The following is a 20,361-nucleotide window of genomic DNA, read 5'->3' as shown; positions in this document are numbered from 1 at the left end:
GAAAAAAAGCCTCTGGCGATACAGATTTCGGTGATGCCGGGTGCCTCCCGGTGAGTCTGCTCCAGCCCGCAGAACTCGCTTTCACCCCAAAAAGGTATGACTGGTAGCCCCTCCGCGCAGGGGGATTCATCACCACGTCCACGTTATTTGCCGGGCATATTCAGGTCAATGCTCTGGCAGGTTATGTAAGTTTTTAAAGCAATTTTCTCGCGCTATTCACTCAATCCCCGGTTTTTCAGCATCGGTTCGATCTCAGGATCGTGACCGCGCCACTGGCGGTAAAGTGCGGCAAGATCTTCGCTGTTACCACGGGATAAAATCGCTTCACGAAACTTCTGCCCGTTTTCACGCGTTAACCCGCCTTGCTCCACAAACCACTGGTAACCATCGTCTGCCAGCATTTGTGTCCACAGATAAGCGTAATAACCCGCCGCATAACCGCCGCCGAAAATATGGGCAAAATAACTGCTGCGATACCGCGGCGGAACCGCTGCCACATCGAGATGCTCTTTGCGCAGCGCTTGTGCCTCAAAACTCTCCACATCGCTTACATTCTCACCATCTGCCAGCGCATGCCAGTTCATATCCAGCAGCGCTGCGCTCAACAGTTCGGTCATGTCGTAACCTTTATTAAACTGCGTGGCGCGTAACATCGTCTCGCGAAGTAGCTCCGGCATCGGCTCGCCGCTTTGGTAGTGGCGGGCATAGCGGGTAAATACCTGCGGCTGGCTGGCCCAGTGCTCATTGAGTTGCGACGGGAACTCGACAAAATCACGCGGCGTATTGGTGCCGGAGAGGCTGGCGTAGCGCTGGCTGGCGAACAGACCGTGCAGGGTGTGGCCAAATTCATGGAACAGCGTGATAACGTCATCCCACGAAAGCAATGCCGTCTGCCCGGCTGCGGGTTTCTGGTAATTACAGACGTTGTAAATCACCGGTCGCGTGCCGTTGAGCGTTGACTGCTCGACAAAATTGCCCATCCATGCGCCACCACTTTTTGAGTCGCGGGCGAAATAATCACCGTAGAACAGCGCTAATCCGGCGCCATCCGCGTCAAAAATTTCCCATACGCGAACATCCGGATGATAGACAGGAATATCAAAACGTTCAGTAAAGCGAAGACCAAACAGCTGGCTCGCGGCCCAAAAAACGCCTTCGGTGAGCACGGTATTGAGCGCAAAGTACGGTTTGATTTGTGATTCATCCAGTGAATATTTCGCCAGACGCACCTGCTCGGCATAGAATGCCCAGTCCCAGGCTTGTGCGGTAAAACCGCCCTGTTGCGTATCGATAACCTGCTGGATATCAGCCAGCTCACGTTCAGCACGGGCACGCGCGGCGGGCGCGATATTTCGCATGAACTCCAGCGCCGCCTGCGGCGTTGCCGCCATCTGATCGGCAATCTTCCAGCTGGCAAAATCGGCAAATCCGAGGAGTTTCGCCTGCTGCGCACGTAACTGCACAAGGCGCAACACAATAGCGCGGGTGTCGTTGGCATCCCCTTTTTGCGTACGCAACCAGCTCGCGTTAAACAGATTTTCACGCGTCTGGCGATCGCGCAACGCCGCCAGCGCCGGCTGCTGCGTGGTATTCAACAACGACAACAACCAGCGATTTTCCAGCCCTTTGGCTTTTGCTGCCTCGGCAGCGATGGCAATCTCTTCTGCACTCAGGCCATCAAGCTGATGAGCATAATCCACCACCAGCCCACCGGCTTTATCCGCCGCCAGCAGCCGCTGGTTAAACTGGCTCGTCAGGGTGGCTGATTCGGTGTTCAACGCTTTCAGCGTCGCTTTGTCCTGCGCACTCAGTGTTGCGCCCGCCAGCATAAAGCGCTGATAGGTGGTTTCCACCAGACGTAAAGATTCGGCGTCCAGAGAGAGCGCGTCGCGCTGCTTCCATACCGCTTCCACGCGGGCAAACAGAGCGTCGTCGAGGTAAATATCGTTCGCCAGTTCAGCAAGCTCGGTAGAAAACGCCTCATCGAGCTGTTGTAAAAAATCATTGGTATGGGCCGATGTCATGGCAAAAAAGACGCTGGTGACACAGGTGAGCAGCGCACCGCTGCGCTCCAGCGCCAGCAGGGTGTTGTCGAAATCCGCTGGCGCAGGATTTTGCGTGATAGCGACGATTTCAGCGCGTTTTTGCCGTACTCCTTCATCAAACGCCGGGCGGTAATGCTCCTGATTAATAACGTCAAAAGGCGGCGCCTGGTAAGGCAGTGTGCTGGCAGAAAAGAAAGGATTAGTGACCGACATATTTCGCTCCTGAATGCGGTGATTCTTCTCAGAGTAGGCATCCGCCGCGCGCATCGCAATCATTTCTCTGCTTTCGCACATGAGCCGGCGTTTTTTGCCACACTGTATGCGGGATAAGTTGTGTTACCGCTATAAAGCGGTGCATGCTATGTCACTACACCACAAAATGCGTTGAGGAACAGTGAGATGATTATTCTGGTTACCGGGGCAACCGCGGGTTTTGGCGAAGGTATTACACGCCGTTTTATTCAGAACGGCCATAAAGTGATTGCCACAGGTCGTCGTCAGGAACGTTTGCAGGAACTGAAGGACGAACTGGGCGATAACCTCTATACCGCACAACTGGACGTGCGTAACCGCGCGGCGATTGAAGAGTTTATTTCTGCTCTGCCTGCCGCGTGGCGCGATATTGATGTACTGGTTAACAACGCAGGCCTGGCGTTGGGTCTGGAACCGGCACATAAAGCGAATGTCGACGACTGGGAAACCATGATCGACACCAATAATAAAGGTCTGGTGTATATGACACGCGCAGTGCTGCCGGGCATGGTTGAGCGTAATCGCGGCCACATTATCAATATCGGTTCCACCGCCGGTAGCTGGCCCTATGCAGGCGGTAACGTCTATGGCGCGAGCAAAGCCTTTGTGCGGCAATTCAGCCTGAACTTACGTACCGATCTTAGCGGCACCGCCGTGCGTGTGACTAATATCGAACCGGGCCTGGTGGGCGGCACCGAGTTTTCGAATGTGCGCTTTAAAGGCGATGATGCAAAAGCCGGAAAAACTTACGAGAACACCACAGCGCTGACGCCGGAAGACGTTACCGAAGCGGTGTGGTGGGTCGCCACGTTGCCGAAGCATGTCAATATTAATACCCTCGAAATGATGCCAGTCAGCCAGACATATGCTGGTCTTAGCGTCCACCGCGAAGGGTAATTTCCGCGCCCGGCCTGCGGGCCGGGTATGGGATGTACGGTAAATTAATGGTATGGTAGACCGGTTAACCCCTTAAAAAGTAAGAGAGAATGGCCGCTGAAACGCAACTCAACCCTACACAGCCCGTCAATCAACAGATTTACCGCATCTTACGGCGGGACATCGTCCATTGCCTGATCCCACCGGGCACGCCGCTGTCTGAAAAAGAGGTGTCGGTGCGCTTTGACGTGTCACGCCAGCCAGTACGCGAAGCCTTTATTAAGCTTGCTGAAAACGGCCTGATCCAAATCCGCCCGCAACGCGGTAGCTACGTCAATAAGATCTCCATGACGCAGGTGCGTAACGGCTGCTTCGTTCGCCAGGCCATTGAATGCGCCGTCGCCCGCCGCGCCGCAACGATGATTGATGACAGCGCATGTTATCAGCTGGAGCAAAACCTTAATCAGCAGCGCACCGCGATTGAGCGTAAACAACTGAATGACTTTTTTGAGCTGGATGATAATTTCCACCAGAAGCTGGCGCTCATCGCCGACTGCCAGTTAGCGTGGGACACTATCGAAAATATTAAAGCGACCATCGACCGCGTGCGCTATATGAGCCTTGATCATGTTTCGCCGCCGGAGATGCTGTTGCGCCAGCATATGGATATTTTCTCCGCGCTGGAAAAGCGCGATGCTGACGCCGTTGATCGCGCCATGACGCTGCATTTGCAGGAAATCAGCGAGTCAGTAAAAACTATTCGCCAGGAAAACCGCGACTGGTTCAGCGAAGAGTAATCCTTCCCCCTTCTTATCTCCGCCAGGTCACATTTTTTTCCGGCAAAAAAGTGTGACTTTGATCAAAAACAAAAACTCACTGGCTCAGGGGCGTATTTATAAGGCGTCCATTTCGGGGACATCTTCTGCCCCGTTTCGTTTTGCGGATTTCAATAAGGAGAAACCACCATGATGACGTATGATCGTAACCGTAACGCTATCACCACCGGCACGCGCGTGATGATTAATGGCACTGGCCGCACTGGTAAAATCGTCGCGATTCACGCCGAGGGGTTAAACCCCGCGCAGGTGCGCCGTAGCAAAACGGTGGAAGTGGAAGGCTGTGAAGGCAAATTCGAACCGGTTGAACTGATTCGTCTTGGTTTGCACTAAGCGGTTGAAAAAAGCGTGGTGAAAAAAGAATGCCGCCGTGGCGGCATTCACTGTTTCTGTGTTGAGTTAAGACTCGCAGTTAAAGTGTTGCAGCGTACTGCGCCACCGTGGCTTTCGCGCCTTTCTCCAGCAGTGTCAGATAGGCTTTTTTCACCTGCGCCACAAAGGTCGCGTCTTTCGGCAATTCATTGCCAAAAATCGCCTCAATGCCAAGCAACGCCTGCACGCGGGCTTCACCTTGCGCGCTGCTGTTAACCGCGCTCTGGATCACTGTCAGCAACGGATCACACACTTCAATCGCTTGCCCCTGCTCGTCGACGCCGCCGACATAGCGCATCCAGCCGGCAATTCCCAGCGCCAGCAAGGAGAAATTACGCTGATGCACTAAATGCCAGCGCACAGAATCCAGCATACGCTGCGGCAGTTTCTGGCTACCGTCCATGGCGATCTGCCAGGTACGGTGACGCAGCGCGGTATTGCTGTAACGGGCGATCAGCAGATCGGCGTAATGCGCCAGATCCACCCCCTGCACTTTCAGCGTTGGCGCCTGCTCTTTCAACATCAACGCTTGCGCGGCGCGACGGTAATTCTCATCTTCCATGCACTCATTAATGTGTTGATAACCCGCCAGATAGCCCAGATACGCCAGGAAGGAGTGACTGCCGTTCAGCATGCGCAGTTTCATCTCTTCAAACGGCACAACATCTGCCACCAGCTCGGCATCTGCTTTTTCCCACGCCGGACGACCCGCCACGAAATTGTCTTCAATCACCCACTGGCGGAACGGCTCACAAGCTACACCTGCGGGGTCGCGCACACCGGTCAGTTGCTCGATTTTATCCAGCGTTTCGGCAGTCACCGCCGGAACAATTCTGTCTACCATGGTTGACGGGAATGTCACATTGGCTTCAATCCAGTCGCCCAATTCTGCGTTCACCGCGTGTGCATAAGCGCAGATCACATTGCGGGTGACATGGCCGTTTTCCGGCATGTTATCGCAGGACATCACGCTGAACGCGGGTAAACCGGCGGCTTTACGGCGCGCCAGAGCTTCCACTATCACGCCCGCGGCCGATTTTGGCTGCTGCGGATTTTGCAGATCGCCGACAATTAACGGGTGATCGAGCATCAATTTGCCGGTCGCCGGAGAGTGGCAATACCCTTTCTCGGTGATGGTCAGCGAAACAATGGCAACCTGCGGTTCGCACATAGCGGCGAGCACGGTTTCCAGGCCATCCACCTGAGCATGCAGCGCGCGTTTTGCTACGCCAACCACACGCGCAGTCCACGCGTCCGCAGACATTTCCGCCACGGTATAGAGGTTATCCTGCTGCTTGAGATCGGCAATTTGCTGCTCACCGCCAATCAAATTGACCTCGCAATAGCCCCAGTCACTGCCATGCTCTGCGGCAAGAATATCGGCATAAACTGACTGATGCGCGCGGTGAAACGCACCAAAGCCGAGATGCACAATGCGCGCAACCAGTTTGTTACGGTCATAAGTGGGTAGCGTGGCTTTCGCCGTTAATAGCCTGTTTTCCATGGTGAGACTCATCTTATTAAGTGAAACAGTGGTTCAATAGATTACGGACTGCGGTAAACCAGACTATGATTTGCGACAGGATTTGCGGACTACACCAACTAGAATGGTAACCAAATATTTCAAAACGCTACACATTTACCTTTGTGATTCAGGCCATGCGTTGAGAAGATGAAACTACGCGATAGCGCAGATGTTCCGGCGTTCCGGCGTTCCGGCGTTCCGGCGTTCCGGCGTTCCGGCATTACGGCATTACGGCATTACGGCGTTCCGGCATTACGGCATTACGGCATTACGGCATTACGGCATTACGGCATTACGGCATTACGGCATTACGGCATTACGGCATTACGGCATTACGGCATTACGGCATTACGGCATTACGGCATTACGGCAAAAAGCGTTTTAAAAATATTCGCGCCCGCGAACAATATCTGAAGCGTTCAAAGAGTAAATGAATCCCTTCGCAGGTGACGGATATCATCTTAAACAGCCTTACTGAACCGGGCATGTTGAAGACATTCCTGCCAGGTCAAATGCTGTCGCCGTGCCCCATTTTCTTCAGAAGTTCTACGCGCCTGTCGCGATTTCACGCGCCGGATATTGCCTTAGCTGTTATTTAAACCGTGCTAACAGAATGAAATCAGGAGAGAAACAAAGACCGCATGCGAACAACGGAGCTGTCACGCTGAGTATCAAAAACGGCGTACATTACGCGCGTCCCCAGCCAGCCACGATGATCAACATCCCACACATGGCGATGAGCGCCCCAAGCCAGTCGTAACCACTGAGTTTGACGCCGTCGACCACACGTAGCCAAATCAACGCGGTGCATACATACACGCCGCCGTAAGCCGCGTAAACGCGCCCACTGGCCGCCGGATGCAGCGTTAACAACCACACGAACATGGCCAACGCGAACGCCGCGGGAATGAGTAACAGTGGCGTAGCGCCGCGTTTTAGCCATAACCAGGGCAAAAAACAACCGACAATTTCACACAGCGCGGTGGCAAAGAACAGGAGTGTGGTTTTCAGCATCAGAGGCACGTTGATTCAAACTTGGTTGAACTATCATACCTGATAATGCTCTGAGAGTGAGTCCCGGCTGGCTATCCCGTGTGGCTGAGATAGCATAGAATAGAGTGATATGGGCATCTTGTTTCTCCCTCAAATTAAGGAAATCGCAATGACTAAAACACTTAGCAAACGCCTGTGCCTCACCGCAATGCTGACGCTGGGTGCCATCGTGTACACCACCTCCGCACTGGCCGAAACCAATCGTCTGGTGATTGAATCCGGCGATAACGCGCAAAGCCGCCAATCCGCAGCGATGGAAAAAGAGCAATGGAATGACACCCGCAGCCTGCGCAACAAAGTGAACAAGCGCGTGGAAAAAGAGTGGGATAAAACCGATGTCGCGTTTGATGCGCAGGACAAATGCCAGAAAAGTAGCAACCTCAACGCCTACTGGGAACCCAATACCCTGCGTTGTCTGGATCGCCGCACCGGACAGCAAATTCGTTAACCGCCCCGGGCGCTCGCGCGCCCGATTTCCGCTTACGTAAAAGGACTTTTCATGAGTGACGCTTACACCGTCCGCCTGCGCCCGCTCGAGCGCGAAGATTTGCGCTTCGTTCATCAACTGGATAACAACGCCAGCGTCATGCGTTACTGGTTTGAAGAACCCTACGAAGCCTTCGTTGAACTTTCTGACCTGTATGACAAGCACATTCACGATCAAAGCGAACGCCGTTTTGTGGTCGAGTGTAATGGCGAAAAAGCCGGATTAGTGGAGCTGGTTGAAATTAACCACGTTCACCGCCGCGCGGAGTTTCAGATAATCATCTCCCCGGAATATCAGGGCAAAGGGCTGGCATCAAAAGCCGCGAAGCTGGCGATGGATTACGGCTTTACGGTACTGAACCTGTATAAGCTCTATCTGATTGTGGATAAAGAGAACGAAAAAGCGATTCACATTTATCGCAAGCTGGGGTTTATGGTCGAAGGTGAATTAATCCATGAGTTCTTTATTAACGGTGAGTACCGCAACACCATTCGCATGTGTATTTTCCAGCAGCAGTATCTTGAAAACCACAAAACAAGCGGCCCGATGCTACTGAAACCCACCGCGCAGTAAAGCGCGGTGGTCAGCGGCATCAATAATACTCGATGGTGTTTTTGATGCTGTATTTGTGCGACACCTGTGGCGTAACACTTTCGTCCACAATCTCCAGGCTGCAACTCACCGGGTTATCATGGCTGTCGTATTCACAGGCCTGTTTCACATTGCCCAGCGGCTTATCGTTCAGCGTGCTGACAGAGGTGTAATCCAGCTTTTTGCGCTTATCTTTCGAAGGCGTAGACACAACAGACAACGTCGCGTCTTTCGATGTCGTGGTTTTTCCCAGCGGATACCCTTCATCGTCATAGAGGTATTTAACCTCTATCTCCTTGCCCGTTGCGCGAACCACAAATCCGTTATCGTCGGTATCCCAGGTCACGCCCGCTGCCGGGAACTCCGCCAGTTGGCACTTGCCCTGCAAACGCAGTCGTTTTTCCTTCGATTCCGCCTCGAGATAGTAGTTGGCATCCAGCACCAGCGACACGCCGCTGTTATTTTCCAGATCGTGCAGTTCAAGCGTATCGAAACACCCCTCTTTCGACATCGTTCCGGTAACGCGTTTCGTGACTTCACCTTTATCGTTAAGCAACGTCTGGCTGAAATCTTTAACCGGGCCACGCAACGGATCAAAATCGAATTCATTCGAGAAGCTCGCCATTTCCGGCGTGAATGAAACGGGTCCCTTCGGCTTATCGCATCCGGCAAGCGCCACCGCCAGAGAGATAAGTAACAGCTGTTTTTTCAATGGGTTCACCACATTCTTCTTTTGTAATGCGCTTATATTAGCAAAAGCTTTATAACTTAGGGCAATGACTTCTTTGTGGCTATGCCTGGTGGCTGGCGAGTAACAACAGCGAATAGCCTGCGCCACCCACGCCTGTTAGCAATAAAATCAACGATGAGAAGGTAGCAAAACGCCCACTTTGCCTCGCGGGTAACCAACGTTTAACGGCCAGGATATAGAGCGTTAAGACACTAAAATCCATTACTACCCAGATGGCGGTAAGCAACGTGATGCTGGCGGAGAAATCACCGGTAATGCCGGTAAACTGCGGGAAAAAAGCGATAAAAAACAGAATATCCTTTGGGTTAGCGATGGCCGTCATAAATCCCGCAACAAACCCGCCCTGCCCGCTATTGTGGGTCATCCCCGTGCCTTTTTCACGCCGCAAGGCGCGCAATGCCTGCACAGCGCTAATCGCAATAAAGAGCGAACCCGCCATTGCTACCAGATTTAGTAGCCAGCCCGAGAGCGTGACAACGCCCGCCAACGTTAACCCCGCCAGTGCGATTAATACCAGCGAGGCCAGATTAGTGCCTGCCAGCGTTAAAAACGCGCGCGCGTGATTGCCTCGCGCTGCCGCCGCGCACACCAGCGCCACCACCGGCCCGGGCGTTGCCAGCAACGTCACTACCACGCCGATGTATGTTCCCAGCAGCACCACATTCAGTGATCCCATCCTCTCCCTCCTTTTATTTATTGACGAAGTATCACCGGAAAGCGCGGGCCTGAAAAACGAGTTAAACTGCCGTTCGCTATGCAAAAAACTCATAATGGATAACGAACGGATGAACCAAAACCTGCCGCCACTCTATGCACTACGGGCGTTTACCGTTGCCGCACAAATGGCATCATTTAGCCAGGCAGCCCTTTTTCTCAATGTCACCCCCGGTGCGGTAAGCCGCCATATTCGTACCCTTGAAGAGTGGTTTGGGTGTCGTTTATTTCTGCGCCATGGCCCGAAAATTACCCTGACCGACGCAGGAAGCCAGCTGGCTGTTCGTTTACAGGACGGTTTTTTGCAACTGGAAAATGCCTGCCAGACACTGCGCAGCCACCAGCATCAACTGCGGCTCAAAGCCCCATCGACGCTGACAATGCGCTGGTTATTAGATGTGTTAAATGCCTTTCGCCAGCAGCACAGCACACCGCAGATTGAGATCAGTAGTGTCTGGATGGATATCGATACCGTCGATTTCCGCACCGAACCCTTCGATTGCGCCATTCTGCTGGGTAACGGCCATTTTGGTGAGTACACGCAAAGCCTGCGCTTATTTGATGAGTGGCTGATCCCGCTCTGCGCCCCGGCGCTTAAAGCGCTGGCGCAACGCGATCTGAGCAGTTGCGCCTTGATCCATCCGTCGCGCGATCGCCGCGACTGGCGGCGCTGGCAAGCCGGGAGCGGTTTATTTCCCACGCTCGCCCCTGGCGGCGGCGCGGTTTTTGACACGCTCGAACAAGCCTACCAGGCGGCGATCGGTGGCCATGGCGTGGCGGTCGGCGATCTGCTGCTCAGCCTGCCCGCCCTGGCGCAAAATCAGCTAACGCTGCCCTTCCCGCAAGCAATAAGCACTGGCGACAGTTACTGGCTGGTGTGGCCAAAAGATTCGCCGCGCAAAAATAATATTGACCGTCTGGGCGAATTCCTGCTCACCGCCGTCCCGGTCGATTTCCCGCCGGAGGTGGAGCTATTAAAACAGCGATAGCGGCTTATTCAGATGATTCAGATATTTACCTTTTGCAGCCATCGCAGGTGCTAAGCTTAGAGCGGGTAAAACAGAAGGAGATGAGGATGCATTATTCACGTTGGCTTTGCGCATTACTGCTGGTGGGTGCTGTACCGGCGTTCGCCGCGCCGGACTCATGCGAACGGGTTAAAACCGATATTCAGCAACGTATTATCAATAATGGCGTGCCGGAAACGGGATTTACGCTAACCATCGTGCCTAATGATCAGGCTGACCAGGCAGGTTCGCAGGTCGTCGGTCATTGCGCCAATGACACCTACAAAATTCTCTACACCCGCAACAGCGGCGCCGCTCAGCAGAGCGAAGAAAGCGCCGGCACGCAGTAAATAAAATCCCCCTTCATTTCAGGGGGATTTCCCTCAACTTGATCACGCTTAAGATTCTTCTACTCCCTAATGATTAACATGATCACTTCATTAGCCTGCTTTTAATACACCAGGCAATTTCTTTTTATTATAAAAAATAATGGAGTGAGCTATGTCCGATAGTGAATACCAGGGAGGGATCAGCCGACGAACGTTGGTGAAATCCACCGCTTTAGGATCGCTTGCGCTGGCCGCCGGGAGTTTTTCCCTGCCCTTTGGCCTGCGTTCTGCCGCCGCTGCCGTGCAACAGGCGATGCAACCCGCGCCAGACAAAGTGGTGTGGGGAGCCTGTTCGGTCAACTGCGGTAGCCGCTGCGCGCTGCGTTTGCATGTCCGTGACAATGAAGTTTACTGGGTCGAAACCGATAATACCGGCGAGGATGTCTACGGCAATCACCAGGTGCGCGCCTGCCTGCGCGGCCGTTCTATTCGCCGCCGCATTAACCACCCGGATCGCCTGAACTACCCCATGAAACGCGTCGGTAAACGCGGAGAAGGCAAGTTTGAACGTATCAGCTGGGACGAAGCACTGGATACTATCGCCAACAGTTTGAAAGACGTGGTGCAAAAATACGGCAACGAAGCGGTCTACATTAATTACTCCTCCGGCATTGTCGGCGGCAACATTACCCGCTCTTCCCCTTCGGCGTCGATTATTGCCCGCCTGATGGCGATGTATGGCGGTTTTCTCAACCAGTACGGCACTTACAGCACCGCGCAAATCTCCTGTGCGATGCCTTACACCTACGGTTCCAACGACGGTAACAGCACCTCGGATATCGAAAACACCAAACTGGTGGTGATGTTCGGTAACAACCCGGCGGAAACCCGCATGAGCGGCGGCGGCATTACCTATTTCCTCGAGCAGGCGCGTGAACGCTCAAATGCGCGGATGATCGTTATCGATCCGCGTTATACCGACACGGCCGCCGGACGCGAAGATGAGTGGGTGCCTATTCGTCCAGGTACCGATGCCGCGCTGGTTGCCGGTATGGCGTGGGTGCTGATTAACGAAAACCTCGTCGACCAGGCGTTTCTGGATAAATATTGCGTCGGCTACGACGAAAAAACGCTGCCTGCCGATGCGCCCGCCAACAGCCATTACAAAGCCTATATTCTCGGCCAGGGCGAAGACGGCATCGCTAAAACACCGCAGTGGGCATCGCGTATCACCGGTATTCCCGCCGATAAAATCATCAAACTGGCGCGGGAAATTGGCAGCGCCAAACCGGCTTATATCTGCCAGGGCTGGGGGCCGCAGCGCCAGGCCAATGGCGAACTGACCTCACGCGCCATTGCCATGTTGCCAATCCTCACGGGCAATGTCGGCATCAACGGCGGCAACAGCGGCGCGCGCGAATCCACCTACACCATCACCATCGAACGCATGCCGATGCCGGAAAACCCGGTGAAAACCTCGATTTCGTGCTTTACCTGGACCGATGCCATTGCGCGCGGCCCGGAGATGACCGCCAAACGTGACGGTGTACGCGGTAAAGATAAACTTGATGTGCCGATTAAATTTATCTGGAACTATGCCGGAAACACCATTACCAACCAGCACGGCGATATCAACCGCACTCACGACATTCTGCAGGACGACAGCAAGTGCGAAATGATCGTGGTCATTGAGAACTTTATGACCTCTTCGGCGATGTATGCCGACATTCTGCTGCCAGATTTGATGACCGTCGAACAGGAAGACATCATCCCCAATGATTATGCCGGGAACATGGGCTACCTGATTTTCCTCCAGCCCGTCACCGCGCCGAAGTTCGAACGTAAACCGATTTACTGGATAACCAGCGAAATCGCTCGCCGCCTGGGACCGGATATCTACCAGAAATTTACCGAAGGTCGTACGCAGGAAGAGTGGCTGAAATACCTGTACGCCAAAATGGTCGCCAAAGATCCGCAACTGCCCGCTTATGAAGACCTGAAAGCGATGGGTATTTATAAGCGCAAAGATCCGAACGGCCACTTTGTTGCCTATAAAAAATTCCGCGACGACCCGATCGCCAACCCGCTGAAAACCCCCTCCGGCAAAATTGAAATTTACTCCAGCAAGCTGGCGGAAATTGCCAACAGTTGGGAACTGGATAAAGACGAAGTGATTAGCCCGCTACCGGTTTACGCCTCAACCTTTGAAGGCTGGGACGATCCGGCGCGCGAAAAATTCCCGCTGCAATTATTCGGTTTTCACTACAAAGCACGCACCCACTCCAGCTACGGCAACATCGATGTGTTGCAGGAAGCGTGTCGCCAGGAGGTGTGGATCAACCCGATCGACGCCGAACGGCGCGGGATCAAACAGGGCGACATGGTGCGCGTCTTTAACGACCGCGGGGAAGTCCGTATCGCCGCGAAAGTGACGCCGCGCATCATGCCGGGCGTCAGCGCCATGGGCCAGGGGGCCTGGCATCAGGCCAGTATGGACGGCGATCGCATTGACCACGGCGGCTGCGTGAACACGCTGACCACGCACCGGCCTTCGCCGCTGGCGAAAGGCAACCCGCAGCACACCAATCTGGTCGATATTCAAAAGGTTTAAGGAGTAGCCGATGACAACCCAGTATGGATTTTTTATCGATTCTGCCCGGTGCACCGGTTGTAAAACCTGCGAACTGGCCTGTAAAGATTACAAAGACTTAACCCCGGATGTCAGTTTCCGCCGCGTGTATGAATACGCGGGCGGTAACTGGCAGGAAGATAACGGCGTCTGGCAGCAAAACGTCTTTGCGTATTATCTGTCGATTTCCTGCAACCATTGTGAAGATCCGGCATGTACCAAAGTCTGCCCGAGCGGTGCAATGCATAAGCGGGAAGACGGGTTTGTGGTGGTGGACGAAGATGTCTGCATCGGCTGTCGCTACTGCCATATGGCCTGCCCGTACGGCGCGCCGCAATACAATGCGGCAAAAGGTCATATGACCAAATGCGACGGCTGTTATGACCGCGTTGCAGAAGGGAAAAAGCCCATCTGCGTGGAATCCTGCCCGCTGCGCGCGCTCGATTTCGGCCCGATTGACGAATTGCGTAAGCAACATGGCGAACTGGCCGCTATCGCCCCGCTTCCGGCATCGCACTTCACGAAGCCCAATATTGTCATCAAACCAAACGCCAACAGCCGTCCGACGGGGGATACCACCGGCTATCTGGCAAACCCGCAGGAGGTGTGAGATGGGAAACGGATGGCATGAATGGCCGCTGGTTCTGTTTACGGTGCTCGGTCAGTGCGTGGCGGGCGGATTGATTGTGACTGGCTTCGTGTGGATGAACGCCAGAGATGACAATAGCGGCCAGGTGCGGATTGTCCGCAGCCAGTTTTTGCTCTGGGTGTTGATGGGCATCGGTTTTATCGCCTCAATGATGCACCTCGGTTCACCGCTGCGCGCGTTTAACTCGCTAAACCGCATTGGCGCCTCGTCACTGAGTAATGAAATCGCCGCCGGATCGCTGTTTTTCGCCGTCGGCGGTTTCTGGTGGTTGCTGGCCTGGCTTGGCAAACTGCCCGCTGCACTGGGGCGCGGCTGGCTGATTATCAGCATGGTGCTGGGGGTGCTGTTTGTCTGGGCGATGACGCGGGTTTACCAGATTGATACCGTGCCGACCTGGCATAACGGCTACACCACCGCCGCATTTTTCCTCACTATGTTGACGGGCGGGCCGCTGCTGGCGGCGTTGCTGCTGCGGCTGGCGGGTATGCGTTTTCCGGCCCCGCGTTTTGCCGCCATCAGCGTTGCGGCACTTATCGCAAGCGTTGCCGTGGTAATGTTGCAGAGCATGCAGCTTGGCGAAACCCACAGCTCAGTGCAGCAAGCGGTCGCGCTGGTGCCGGATTACGCCCTGTTGCAGGTGGTGCGTTTACTGCTGGTCGCCCTCGGTCTCGGTTGCTGGATCTGTCCGCTTGTAATGCGCAGACAACCGAAAGCCAGCAGCTTGCTGGTCGGCGTTGTGCTGGTGGTAGCCGGTGAAATCATTGGCCGTGGTCTGTTTTACGGCCTGCATATGACCGTTGGCGTTGCCGTCGCGGGTTAATCACAATGCGCGGGGAAACCCGCGCTTTTCAGGAGAAAGCATGACGGACGCAACCCGCGAGTCTTTTATTTTTACCGCCCGCGTGCTGGGCGCGCTTTTTTACTATCCGCCGGAGAGCGAACCCTCCGCGCCGCTCGTCGCCGCGCTACGCAGTCGCGAGTGGCTGGAACAGTGGCCTTTACCACAAGAGGCGCTTATTCCGCTGGCAGAGGCGTTTGCGCAACCATGTAACGAGCCGCTTAATGAGGCCTGGCAACGATTGTTGATCGGCCCGTGGGCGCTACCCGCGCCGCCGTGGGGTTCGGTCTGGCTGGATAAAGAAAGCGTATTGTTTGGCGACTCGACGCTGGCGCTGCGCCAGTGGATGCGCGACAACAATATTGCGTTCAATAGCGGGCAAAACGAGCCGGAAGATCACTTCGGCACCTTGCTGCTGATGGCGGCGTGGCTGGTGGAACAAGGCAAAAACAACGCCTGCGATCAATTACTGGCCTGGCATCTGCTGCCGTGGAGCGGGCGGTTTCTTGCCGAGTTCTGTGATAACGCGCAGCACCCTTTTTTCATGGCACTCGGGCAACTGGCGCAATTAATGCTGGCGCAGTGGCGAGAGCAGTTGCTTATTCCGGTGGCGCAAAAAACGCTGTTTCGCTAACGTCGCCGCCACTGACGTTTAGAAAGCAGCGGTTACGCCACACCCGTTCAGGAAATGTTACCCCCTATAACACGCCCGGAAAGATCGCCGGGCTTTATGCACTGTTACGCACCTAATAATGCCGGTTATCGAAGACGAAGCACTGGATTCGTCAAAGCGAAACTACTCTGCGCGTGCTCAGATGATTATATGAAAGTAACACTTGCCAGATGCCGATTGTCGATTGTCGATTGTCGATGAAGAAAGCTGTCATTATGGCAGGAGCGTGTTGCGGAATATTTAAACCAAAGAAAAACGCAACGAGCATTTACTATTTAAATAATAGCCAAACCGCATTAAATAATGCCGGCTAGGTTTACTAACCTAACCGGCACTCCAAACCAACAACTCAACACTGAATTAATTAGCCAATATACATATGAGTATTCGAACCCGCAGCTCTGGATGAAAATTCGTTTTTTTGCAAAAAGCGTTTAATACGACCATGGCGCAATCTTAAACTAAAATGCTCATGCGCATGTAGTTTTTCACGACCAAGACTTAATGCTATGACAGCTAAATTATCTGCATTATGAATAGCCGTTTTCAAACGACTCAACCCAGCAGGTCTTACATCTGCTCCTTTACCAATAAGGTCACTGTCCATTTCCCCATACCATTTCTCAAATCCAAGAATAGCACTTTCTATAAATTTATTAATATCATTAGTTGCAATCTTTTTTGTATAAAAATAATCCATACTTCCTTCTGATTTATATACTTCACTCCATTTAGCACTACGATACAAACCGCTAAAATGCGAAGTTTCATGTAAAAGAGTTTGTATATTCCTTATGTCACCTGCTTTTTCTAAAAAGTTGTTGGTAAAAAAAACCTTCCCTGCATGTTTACCTTTCTGATCCGCATACACATATGCATTGACGCGTTCAGAACCTTCACTTGTATCATATATAAATGAGGCTTTCGCCAGTTTTGCGCGCATAAATTTAAACCTACCTAATAACTCATCTTTAAATCTTGAAGTCTTCACTTTAGTTTTGGAGGTTGTACCTTGTAAAACTTCTCTAATCCTTTGTTTTGTATCTCCTGATATTTTTTTATCACTAAGTTTTGCGATCGCAGCATCCAATACACCAAGTGCATTGGTGCGCTGATATTCTATTTCAACATCTTCAACCGGCGTAAAGTCATCGTCATTTCCATTAAAACTATTAAGCCCCTGATGGTCATTCAATATCACAGGATTATTCCTCACCATTGTGAACAGGTTTAGACCATCCACCGTCCCCGCCGGGTCTGCGGAAAGCCACCGTCCCGCCCACGGCTGATAATAGCGGTAGCCGTAGTAATAAAGCCCGGTTGCGTCCTGCTCTTTACCTGAATAGCGGATGGTTTTGTAATCCGCCTCCAGCTGACTGCGCGAGGTGAATAACGCCGTGCCGCCGAACGGGTAATACTCCTCCTGGCTGATGAGTTCGCCACTGCTGTCCACTTCGAGGCTGCTGCTGCCGGTGAGGTTGTCGTAGCTGTAACGCACCGCGTCATTGCTGATACCTTCAGGCTGCCCGCCTTCCCAGTGCAGAACGCGTACCTGCGCGCGTCCGGCAACACCGACGGTTATCACCTGTAACGCCTCTGTGGCGCTGCTGCGCAGTTCCAGACCCGGCAGATAAACCACCCGTCTGGTCTGCGGGCCGTTGCCGGTCAGCTGCGAGGTGATTTTCACGATGCGCTGGCTGCTGGCGTCGTAGCGGTAACGTTCGCTGTCGTCCGCTGCACCACTGCGGGTGACGGGCGTGACTTTTTGCAGTTCCTGTCGCGCCGTCCACAGCAGGCTCTGCCCCGGTAAAAGCTGTTTCTGCTGGCCACCGGCAGTGAACAGCGCCTCCACATCCGACGGGTTTTCGGTGAGTGCGCTGAGCACCGCCCGGTTGCTGCGGTCGGATACGGTGATACTGGTGGTGTAGTTATTGCCGGACGCCGGGGCGCTGTGCTGAATTTTCGTCAGATTACCGGCGTTATCGTAGGTGTAGATGCGGGTGTAGTTTGTGTACGTGGCGTTATCGAAGGAAGTGAAATCAGGCAGGTTACTGCTCTGCTGTACCGCATTTGCCATTTCGCGTCCGCTGGCGCTGACCAGCTGGTACAGGCTGTCGTAGGCGTAGTGATTTTCGGGAACGACTTCCTGATTGCGCCAGAAACGCGTCTCCTCAGCATCGTTAGTAATCACCAGCACGTTACCCACCGGGTCGTATTCGTAGCGCAGGTCCTGCAGCACTTTTGCCGGTGTCATACGTTCGGTTTTAATGCCCACCAGCCGCTGCGTTTCCGCTTCATATGCGTACGTAGTTACCACGCCGTTGCCGTGCTCCTCGCGCAGTTTCTGCCCGGCAGCGGACCAGGTCAGGGATTTCACGATAATCTGCTCAGAACCGCCATTCACCGTCAGCCAGCTTCCCTTCAGCAGCCCCGCAACATCATAGGCCACGCGCTGGATATTACCTTTCGCATCGGTGGTGGTGAGTACATTTCCGGCGGCGTCCACCGTGCTGGTCGTGGTGTAAGTTTCGCCCGCCAGCAGGTCGTTCCACGCGGAAGCATCCGAACCCTGCCAGTCTGCGTCGGCATCGTCCGGCAACAGATGGCGGGTGACGGCAAGCGGTACACCGCTCAGGGAAACGCTGGTCGTGGAAAGCAGACCCGCCGGGTCGTAGTGGCTGACAAGCTGGCCGGCAAGGTTATGGCTCTGTTCATCTGCGGAATGACCGCCCCGGGCGAACCGCTCCGTAACGCGCGCGCTGCCACCGGCAACCTGCTCGGTAATGCCGAGCAACCGCCCCGGCAGGTCTGCCTCTTCATACTGGAAGGTGCGGGTGATGGCGGCGCTGCGGTCATTCCCTGAGCCAATATTGCTGACCTGTAAAAATGTCCGCCCGGAGGCGTCACTGAGCACAACCACCGTGCCGGCATCGGCACTCTGCGTACGCAGCGGCGTGCCGTTCAGGTCGGGGACATAACTGAAATTCGCCAGTCCGGCGGCATACAGACGCGGGTCGGCACTTTGTGACGGCAAACCGCGCGCGTCAAACTGATGGCGGGTGATGCGCTCGTCGGTGGTGTCCGGCGTTTCCGGATGGCGATGATACGTGATGTCGCGTACCGCCAGGCCACGGTTATCCAGCACCGTGACCGACGGGGTTTTACTGTAAAGGGAAAGACTCATGGAATACTCCGTTAGATGTTAGGCAACCAAAATGGTCACCGAAAGTATAGTTGACGGCCTCTGCAAAGTTTGTCGGATTTGATTTATATGTATTTTCAGAGGCGTTCCCATTCTGCACTGGGCTGGATGACGCCATCCGAATTCGCTGAGAAGTCTGCCGGTTGGCAGAATATGCAGCCATCATGAAGCCGGTTATTCCTGATTACGACTGGATCATATTCGGGGTCAGGGTCAACAGTCAAAATGCCCTGACAACCGCTCATTGAATCGCCACGGGTTAAACAGGCACCCCATCCCCACCAACCCGACGTTTTGTCTGCGATTCAGTGATGTTTAACTTTCTACTAAAAGAGGGGGTTGTGAGCTGAAAGGCTGCGACAGGTGAAAAGCAGGCGGGATCACATGTCGTGCACCGCGTAGCAAGCAGGCTGTCCATTATCGTTTGAACTATATTGTTCTAATGACGTGGAAGGCTTAGCCAGTCTGGATGCAGTCAACGTAGCTGACACAAAGCAAGTATATCTCTGCGAGGCCGTATGAAATTTCCAGGAATCCCCGAAAATGAAGAAGAACGATTAAAGTCTCTCCATCTGGCAGACCTGCTGGATACAGGTGCCGATGAACGTTTTGATCGTTTAACTCGCCTTGCAAAAAAGGTCTTCCAGGTGCCTGTCGTACTAATAAGCCTGCTTGATCGCGAGCGCCAATGGTTGCTTGCATGTGAGGGGCTGGGTATTAAGGAAACGCCCCGTAACATCTCCTTTTGTGGTCATGCCATTTTGCAGGAAGGCCCCTTTATTGTTAACGACGCAGCTAATGATGAACGCTTCCATGATAACCCTCTGGTGACGGGTGAGCCTTACATCAGATTCTATGCAGGCTACCCGGTACATCTGCCTGATGGACAGGTAGCAGGTACGCTTTGTCTGATCAATACCACCCCCCGTGGCTTTAACGACGATGATATTGCCTCACTCAAGGATTTAGCCTTTATTCTGGAAGATGAATTCAGGGTGATTGGAATGGCCATGACAGATAGCCTGACAGGTATCGCTAATCGTCGTGGCTTTTACAGGACGGGGGAAAAACGATTCCGCAGCCTTGCTAAAGATAATGCGGCATTTAGCCTTATCTTTTTTGATCTGGATAGATTCAAACCTATCAACGATCTATGGGGGCACGCTGAAGGTGATGAAGTATTAAAAGTATTCTCAGCGCTGTTGCACCAACATCTTGGTGCCGGAGATATCGTAGGACGTCTTGGTGGGGATGAATTCGCCGTTCTCGTTACGCAGCAGGCTCATGCTGATGCTTTCTTGAACAACCTCCGCAAGAGTGTGGATGAGTACAACAAAAAATCGGGTAAGCCGTACAACATTAATTATTCCTTTGGAATGTTGCATAGTGACGCGCGACGTTACCAGTCGCTGGGGGAGATGCTTAAAGAGAGCGACGAGGTGATGTACTCCGCAAAGCGTCGTAAGAGGATATAAGCACACATCTTTCACAACTTGTCCTCATGCGTTCAGTAACAGGTGAGCGGAAACAGA

19 protein-coding genes are annotated in these 20,361 nt (G+C 53.6%); 13 read left to right on the top strand and 6 right to left on the bottom strand.

Annotation, left to right across the window (positions count from 1 at the left end):
• Window positions 1–212: 212 nt before the first annotated feature.
• A complete protein-coding gene (gene dcp, locus O3S68_RS04915; RefSeq protein ID WP_269230919.1) occupies window positions 213–2,258 on the bottom strand; it encodes a peptidyl-dipeptidase Dcp in 2,046 nt (681 codons plus the stop codon).
• 186 nt (window positions 2,259–2,444) lie between these two features.
• On the opposite strand from dcp, the gene ydfG reads away from it, so the two are divergent.
• The 3 genes from ydfG (at window position 2,445) to ydfZ (ending at window position 4,342) form a co-directional block, all read left to right on the top strand.
• Window positions 2,445–3,194 (top strand): bifunctional NADP-dependent 3-hydroxy acid dehydrogenase/3-hydroxypropionate dehydrogenase YdfG, encoded by a 750-nt coding sequence (gene ydfG / locus O3S68_RS04910; RefSeq protein WP_016496184.1) that lies wholly within the window; start codon window positions 2,445–2,447, stop codon window positions 3,192–3,194.
• Between the two features lie 89 nt (window positions 3,195–3,283).
• Window positions 3,284–3,970, top strand: a complete 687-nt coding sequence (locus tag O3S68_RS04905) for a GntR family transcriptional regulator (protein WP_016496185.1) — start codon at window positions 3,284–3,286, stop codon at window positions 3,968–3,970.
• Window positions 3,971–4,138: 168 nt separating this feature from the next.
• Entirely contained in the window at window positions 4,139–4,342 is a 204-nt protein-coding gene (gene ydfZ / locus O3S68_RS04900; RefSeq protein ID WP_016496186.1) for a putative selenium delivery protein YdfZ, read from the top strand.
• 79 nt (window positions 4,343–4,421) lie between these two features.
• On the opposite strand, the gene O3S68_RS04895 is transcribed toward ydfZ, so the two are convergent.
• Complete coding sequence (locus O3S68_RS04895) at window positions 4,422–5,885, bottom strand: mannitol dehydrogenase family protein (RefSeq protein ID WP_269230918.1); 1,464 nt, start codon at window positions 5,883–5,885, stop codon at window positions 4,422–4,424.
• A gap of 168 nt (window positions 5,886–6,053) precedes the next feature.
• On the opposite strand from O3S68_RS04895, the gene O3S68_RS04890 reads away from it, so the two are divergent.
• Window positions 6,054–6,320, top strand: a complete 267-nt coding sequence (locus O3S68_RS04890) for a hypothetical protein (RefSeq protein ID WP_269230917.1) — start codon at window positions 6,054–6,056, stop codon at window positions 6,318–6,320.
• A 273-nt stretch (window positions 6,321–6,593) separates the two neighbouring features.
• On the opposite strand, the gene O3S68_RS04885 is transcribed toward O3S68_RS04890, so the two are convergent.
• Entirely contained in the window at window positions 6,594–6,920 is a 327-nt protein-coding gene (locus O3S68_RS04885; RefSeq protein ID WP_269230916.1) for a YnfA family protein, read from the bottom strand.
• A gap of 148 nt (window positions 6,921–7,068) precedes the next feature.
• Here O3S68_RS04885 and O3S68_RS04880 point away from each other — a divergent pair, with 148 nt between their 5' ends.
• A complete protein-coding gene (locus O3S68_RS04880) occupies window positions 7,069–7,407 on the top strand; it encodes a DUF1283 family protein (RefSeq protein WP_016496191.1) in 339 nt (112 codons plus the stop codon).
• A 51-nt stretch (window positions 7,408–7,458) separates the two neighbouring features.
• Window positions 7,459–8,019 carry a spermidine N1-acetyltransferase gene (gene speG / locus O3S68_RS04875; protein WP_269230915.1) on the top strand — a complete coding sequence of 187 codons (561 nt, stop codon included), beginning with the start codon at window positions 7,459–7,461 and terminating at the stop codon, window positions 8,017–8,019.
• Between the two features lie 19 nt (window positions 8,020–8,038).
• On the opposite strand, the gene O3S68_RS04870 is transcribed toward speG, so the two are convergent.
• Both O3S68_RS04870 and O3S68_RS04865 read right to left on the bottom strand, forming a co-directional pair.
• Complete coding sequence (locus O3S68_RS04870; protein WP_269231659.1) at window positions 8,039–8,749, bottom strand: YnfC family lipoprotein; 711 nt, start codon at window positions 8,747–8,749, stop codon at window positions 8,039–8,041.
• A gap of 79 nt (window positions 8,750–8,828) precedes the next feature.
• Complete coding sequence (locus O3S68_RS04865; protein ID WP_269230914.1) at window positions 8,829–9,464, bottom strand: LysE family translocator; 636 nt, start codon at window positions 9,462–9,464, stop codon at window positions 8,829–8,831.
• Window positions 9,465–9,573: 109 nt separating this feature from the next.
• Between O3S68_RS04865 and O3S68_RS04860 the strand changes: the two genes are divergently transcribed.
• From O3S68_RS04860 to dmsD, 6 genes are all read left to right on the top strand, one after another.
• Window positions 9,574–10,491 (top strand): LysR substrate-binding domain-containing protein, encoded by a 918-nt coding sequence (locus O3S68_RS04860; protein WP_269230913.1) that lies wholly within the window; start codon window positions 9,574–9,576, stop codon window positions 10,489–10,491.
• Window positions 10,492–10,577: 86 nt separating this feature from the next.
• On the top strand, window positions 10,578–10,859 hold the full coding sequence (locus O3S68_RS04855) for a DUF1161 domain-containing protein (protein ID WP_249881997.1): 282 nt from the start codon (window positions 10,578–10,580) through the stop codon (window positions 10,857–10,859).
• Between the two features lie 151 nt (window positions 10,860–11,010).
• Window positions 11,011–13,449: a selenate/tellurate reductase subunit YnfE gene (gene ynfE, locus O3S68_RS04850; RefSeq protein WP_269230912.1), complete on the top strand. Its 2,439-nt coding sequence runs from the start codon at window positions 11,011–11,013 to the stop codon at window positions 13,447–13,449.
• Window positions 13,450–13,459: 10 nt separating this feature from the next.
• Window positions 13,460–14,077, top strand: coding sequence for a DMSO/selenate family reductase complex B subunit (locus O3S68_RS04845; RefSeq protein WP_045508601.1), 618 nt, complete (start codon window positions 13,460–13,462; stop codon window positions 14,075–14,077).
• Window position 14,078: 1 nt separating this feature from the next.
• Window positions 14,079–14,936 (top strand): DmsC/YnfH family molybdoenzyme membrane anchor subunit, encoded by an 858-nt coding sequence (locus O3S68_RS04840; RefSeq protein ID WP_269230911.1) that lies wholly within the window; start codon window positions 14,079–14,081, stop codon window positions 14,934–14,936.
• Window positions 14,937–14,976: 40 nt separating this feature from the next.
• Window positions 14,977–15,588 (top strand): Tat proofreading chaperone DmsD, encoded by a 612-nt coding sequence (gene dmsD, locus O3S68_RS04835; protein WP_269230910.1) that lies wholly within the window; start codon window positions 14,977–14,979, stop codon window positions 15,586–15,588.
• 403 nt (window positions 15,589–15,991) lie between these two features.
• On the opposite strand, the gene O3S68_RS04830 is transcribed toward dmsD, so the two are convergent.
• Window positions 15,992–18,811, bottom strand: coding sequence for an RHS repeat protein (locus tag O3S68_RS04830; RefSeq protein WP_269230909.1), 2,820 nt, complete (start codon window positions 18,809–18,811; stop codon window positions 15,992–15,994).
• Between the two features lie 536 nt (window positions 18,812–19,347).
• On the opposite strand from O3S68_RS04830, the gene O3S68_RS04825 reads away from it, so the two are divergent.
• Window positions 19,348–20,304 (top strand): sensor domain-containing diguanylate cyclase, encoded by a 957-nt coding sequence (locus tag O3S68_RS04825; protein WP_016496206.1) that lies wholly within the window; start codon window positions 19,348–19,350, stop codon window positions 20,302–20,304.
• The last annotated feature ends 57 nt before the right edge of the window (window positions 20,305–20,361 follow it).

Origin of the sequence: Kosakonia sp. SOY2 (assembly GCF_027109175.1) — a bacterium.
Classification (GTDB): Bacteria; Pseudomonadota; Gammaproteobacteria; order Enterobacterales; family Enterobacteriaceae; genus Kosakonia.
This window is presented reverse-complemented; position numbering and strand designations above follow the sequence as displayed.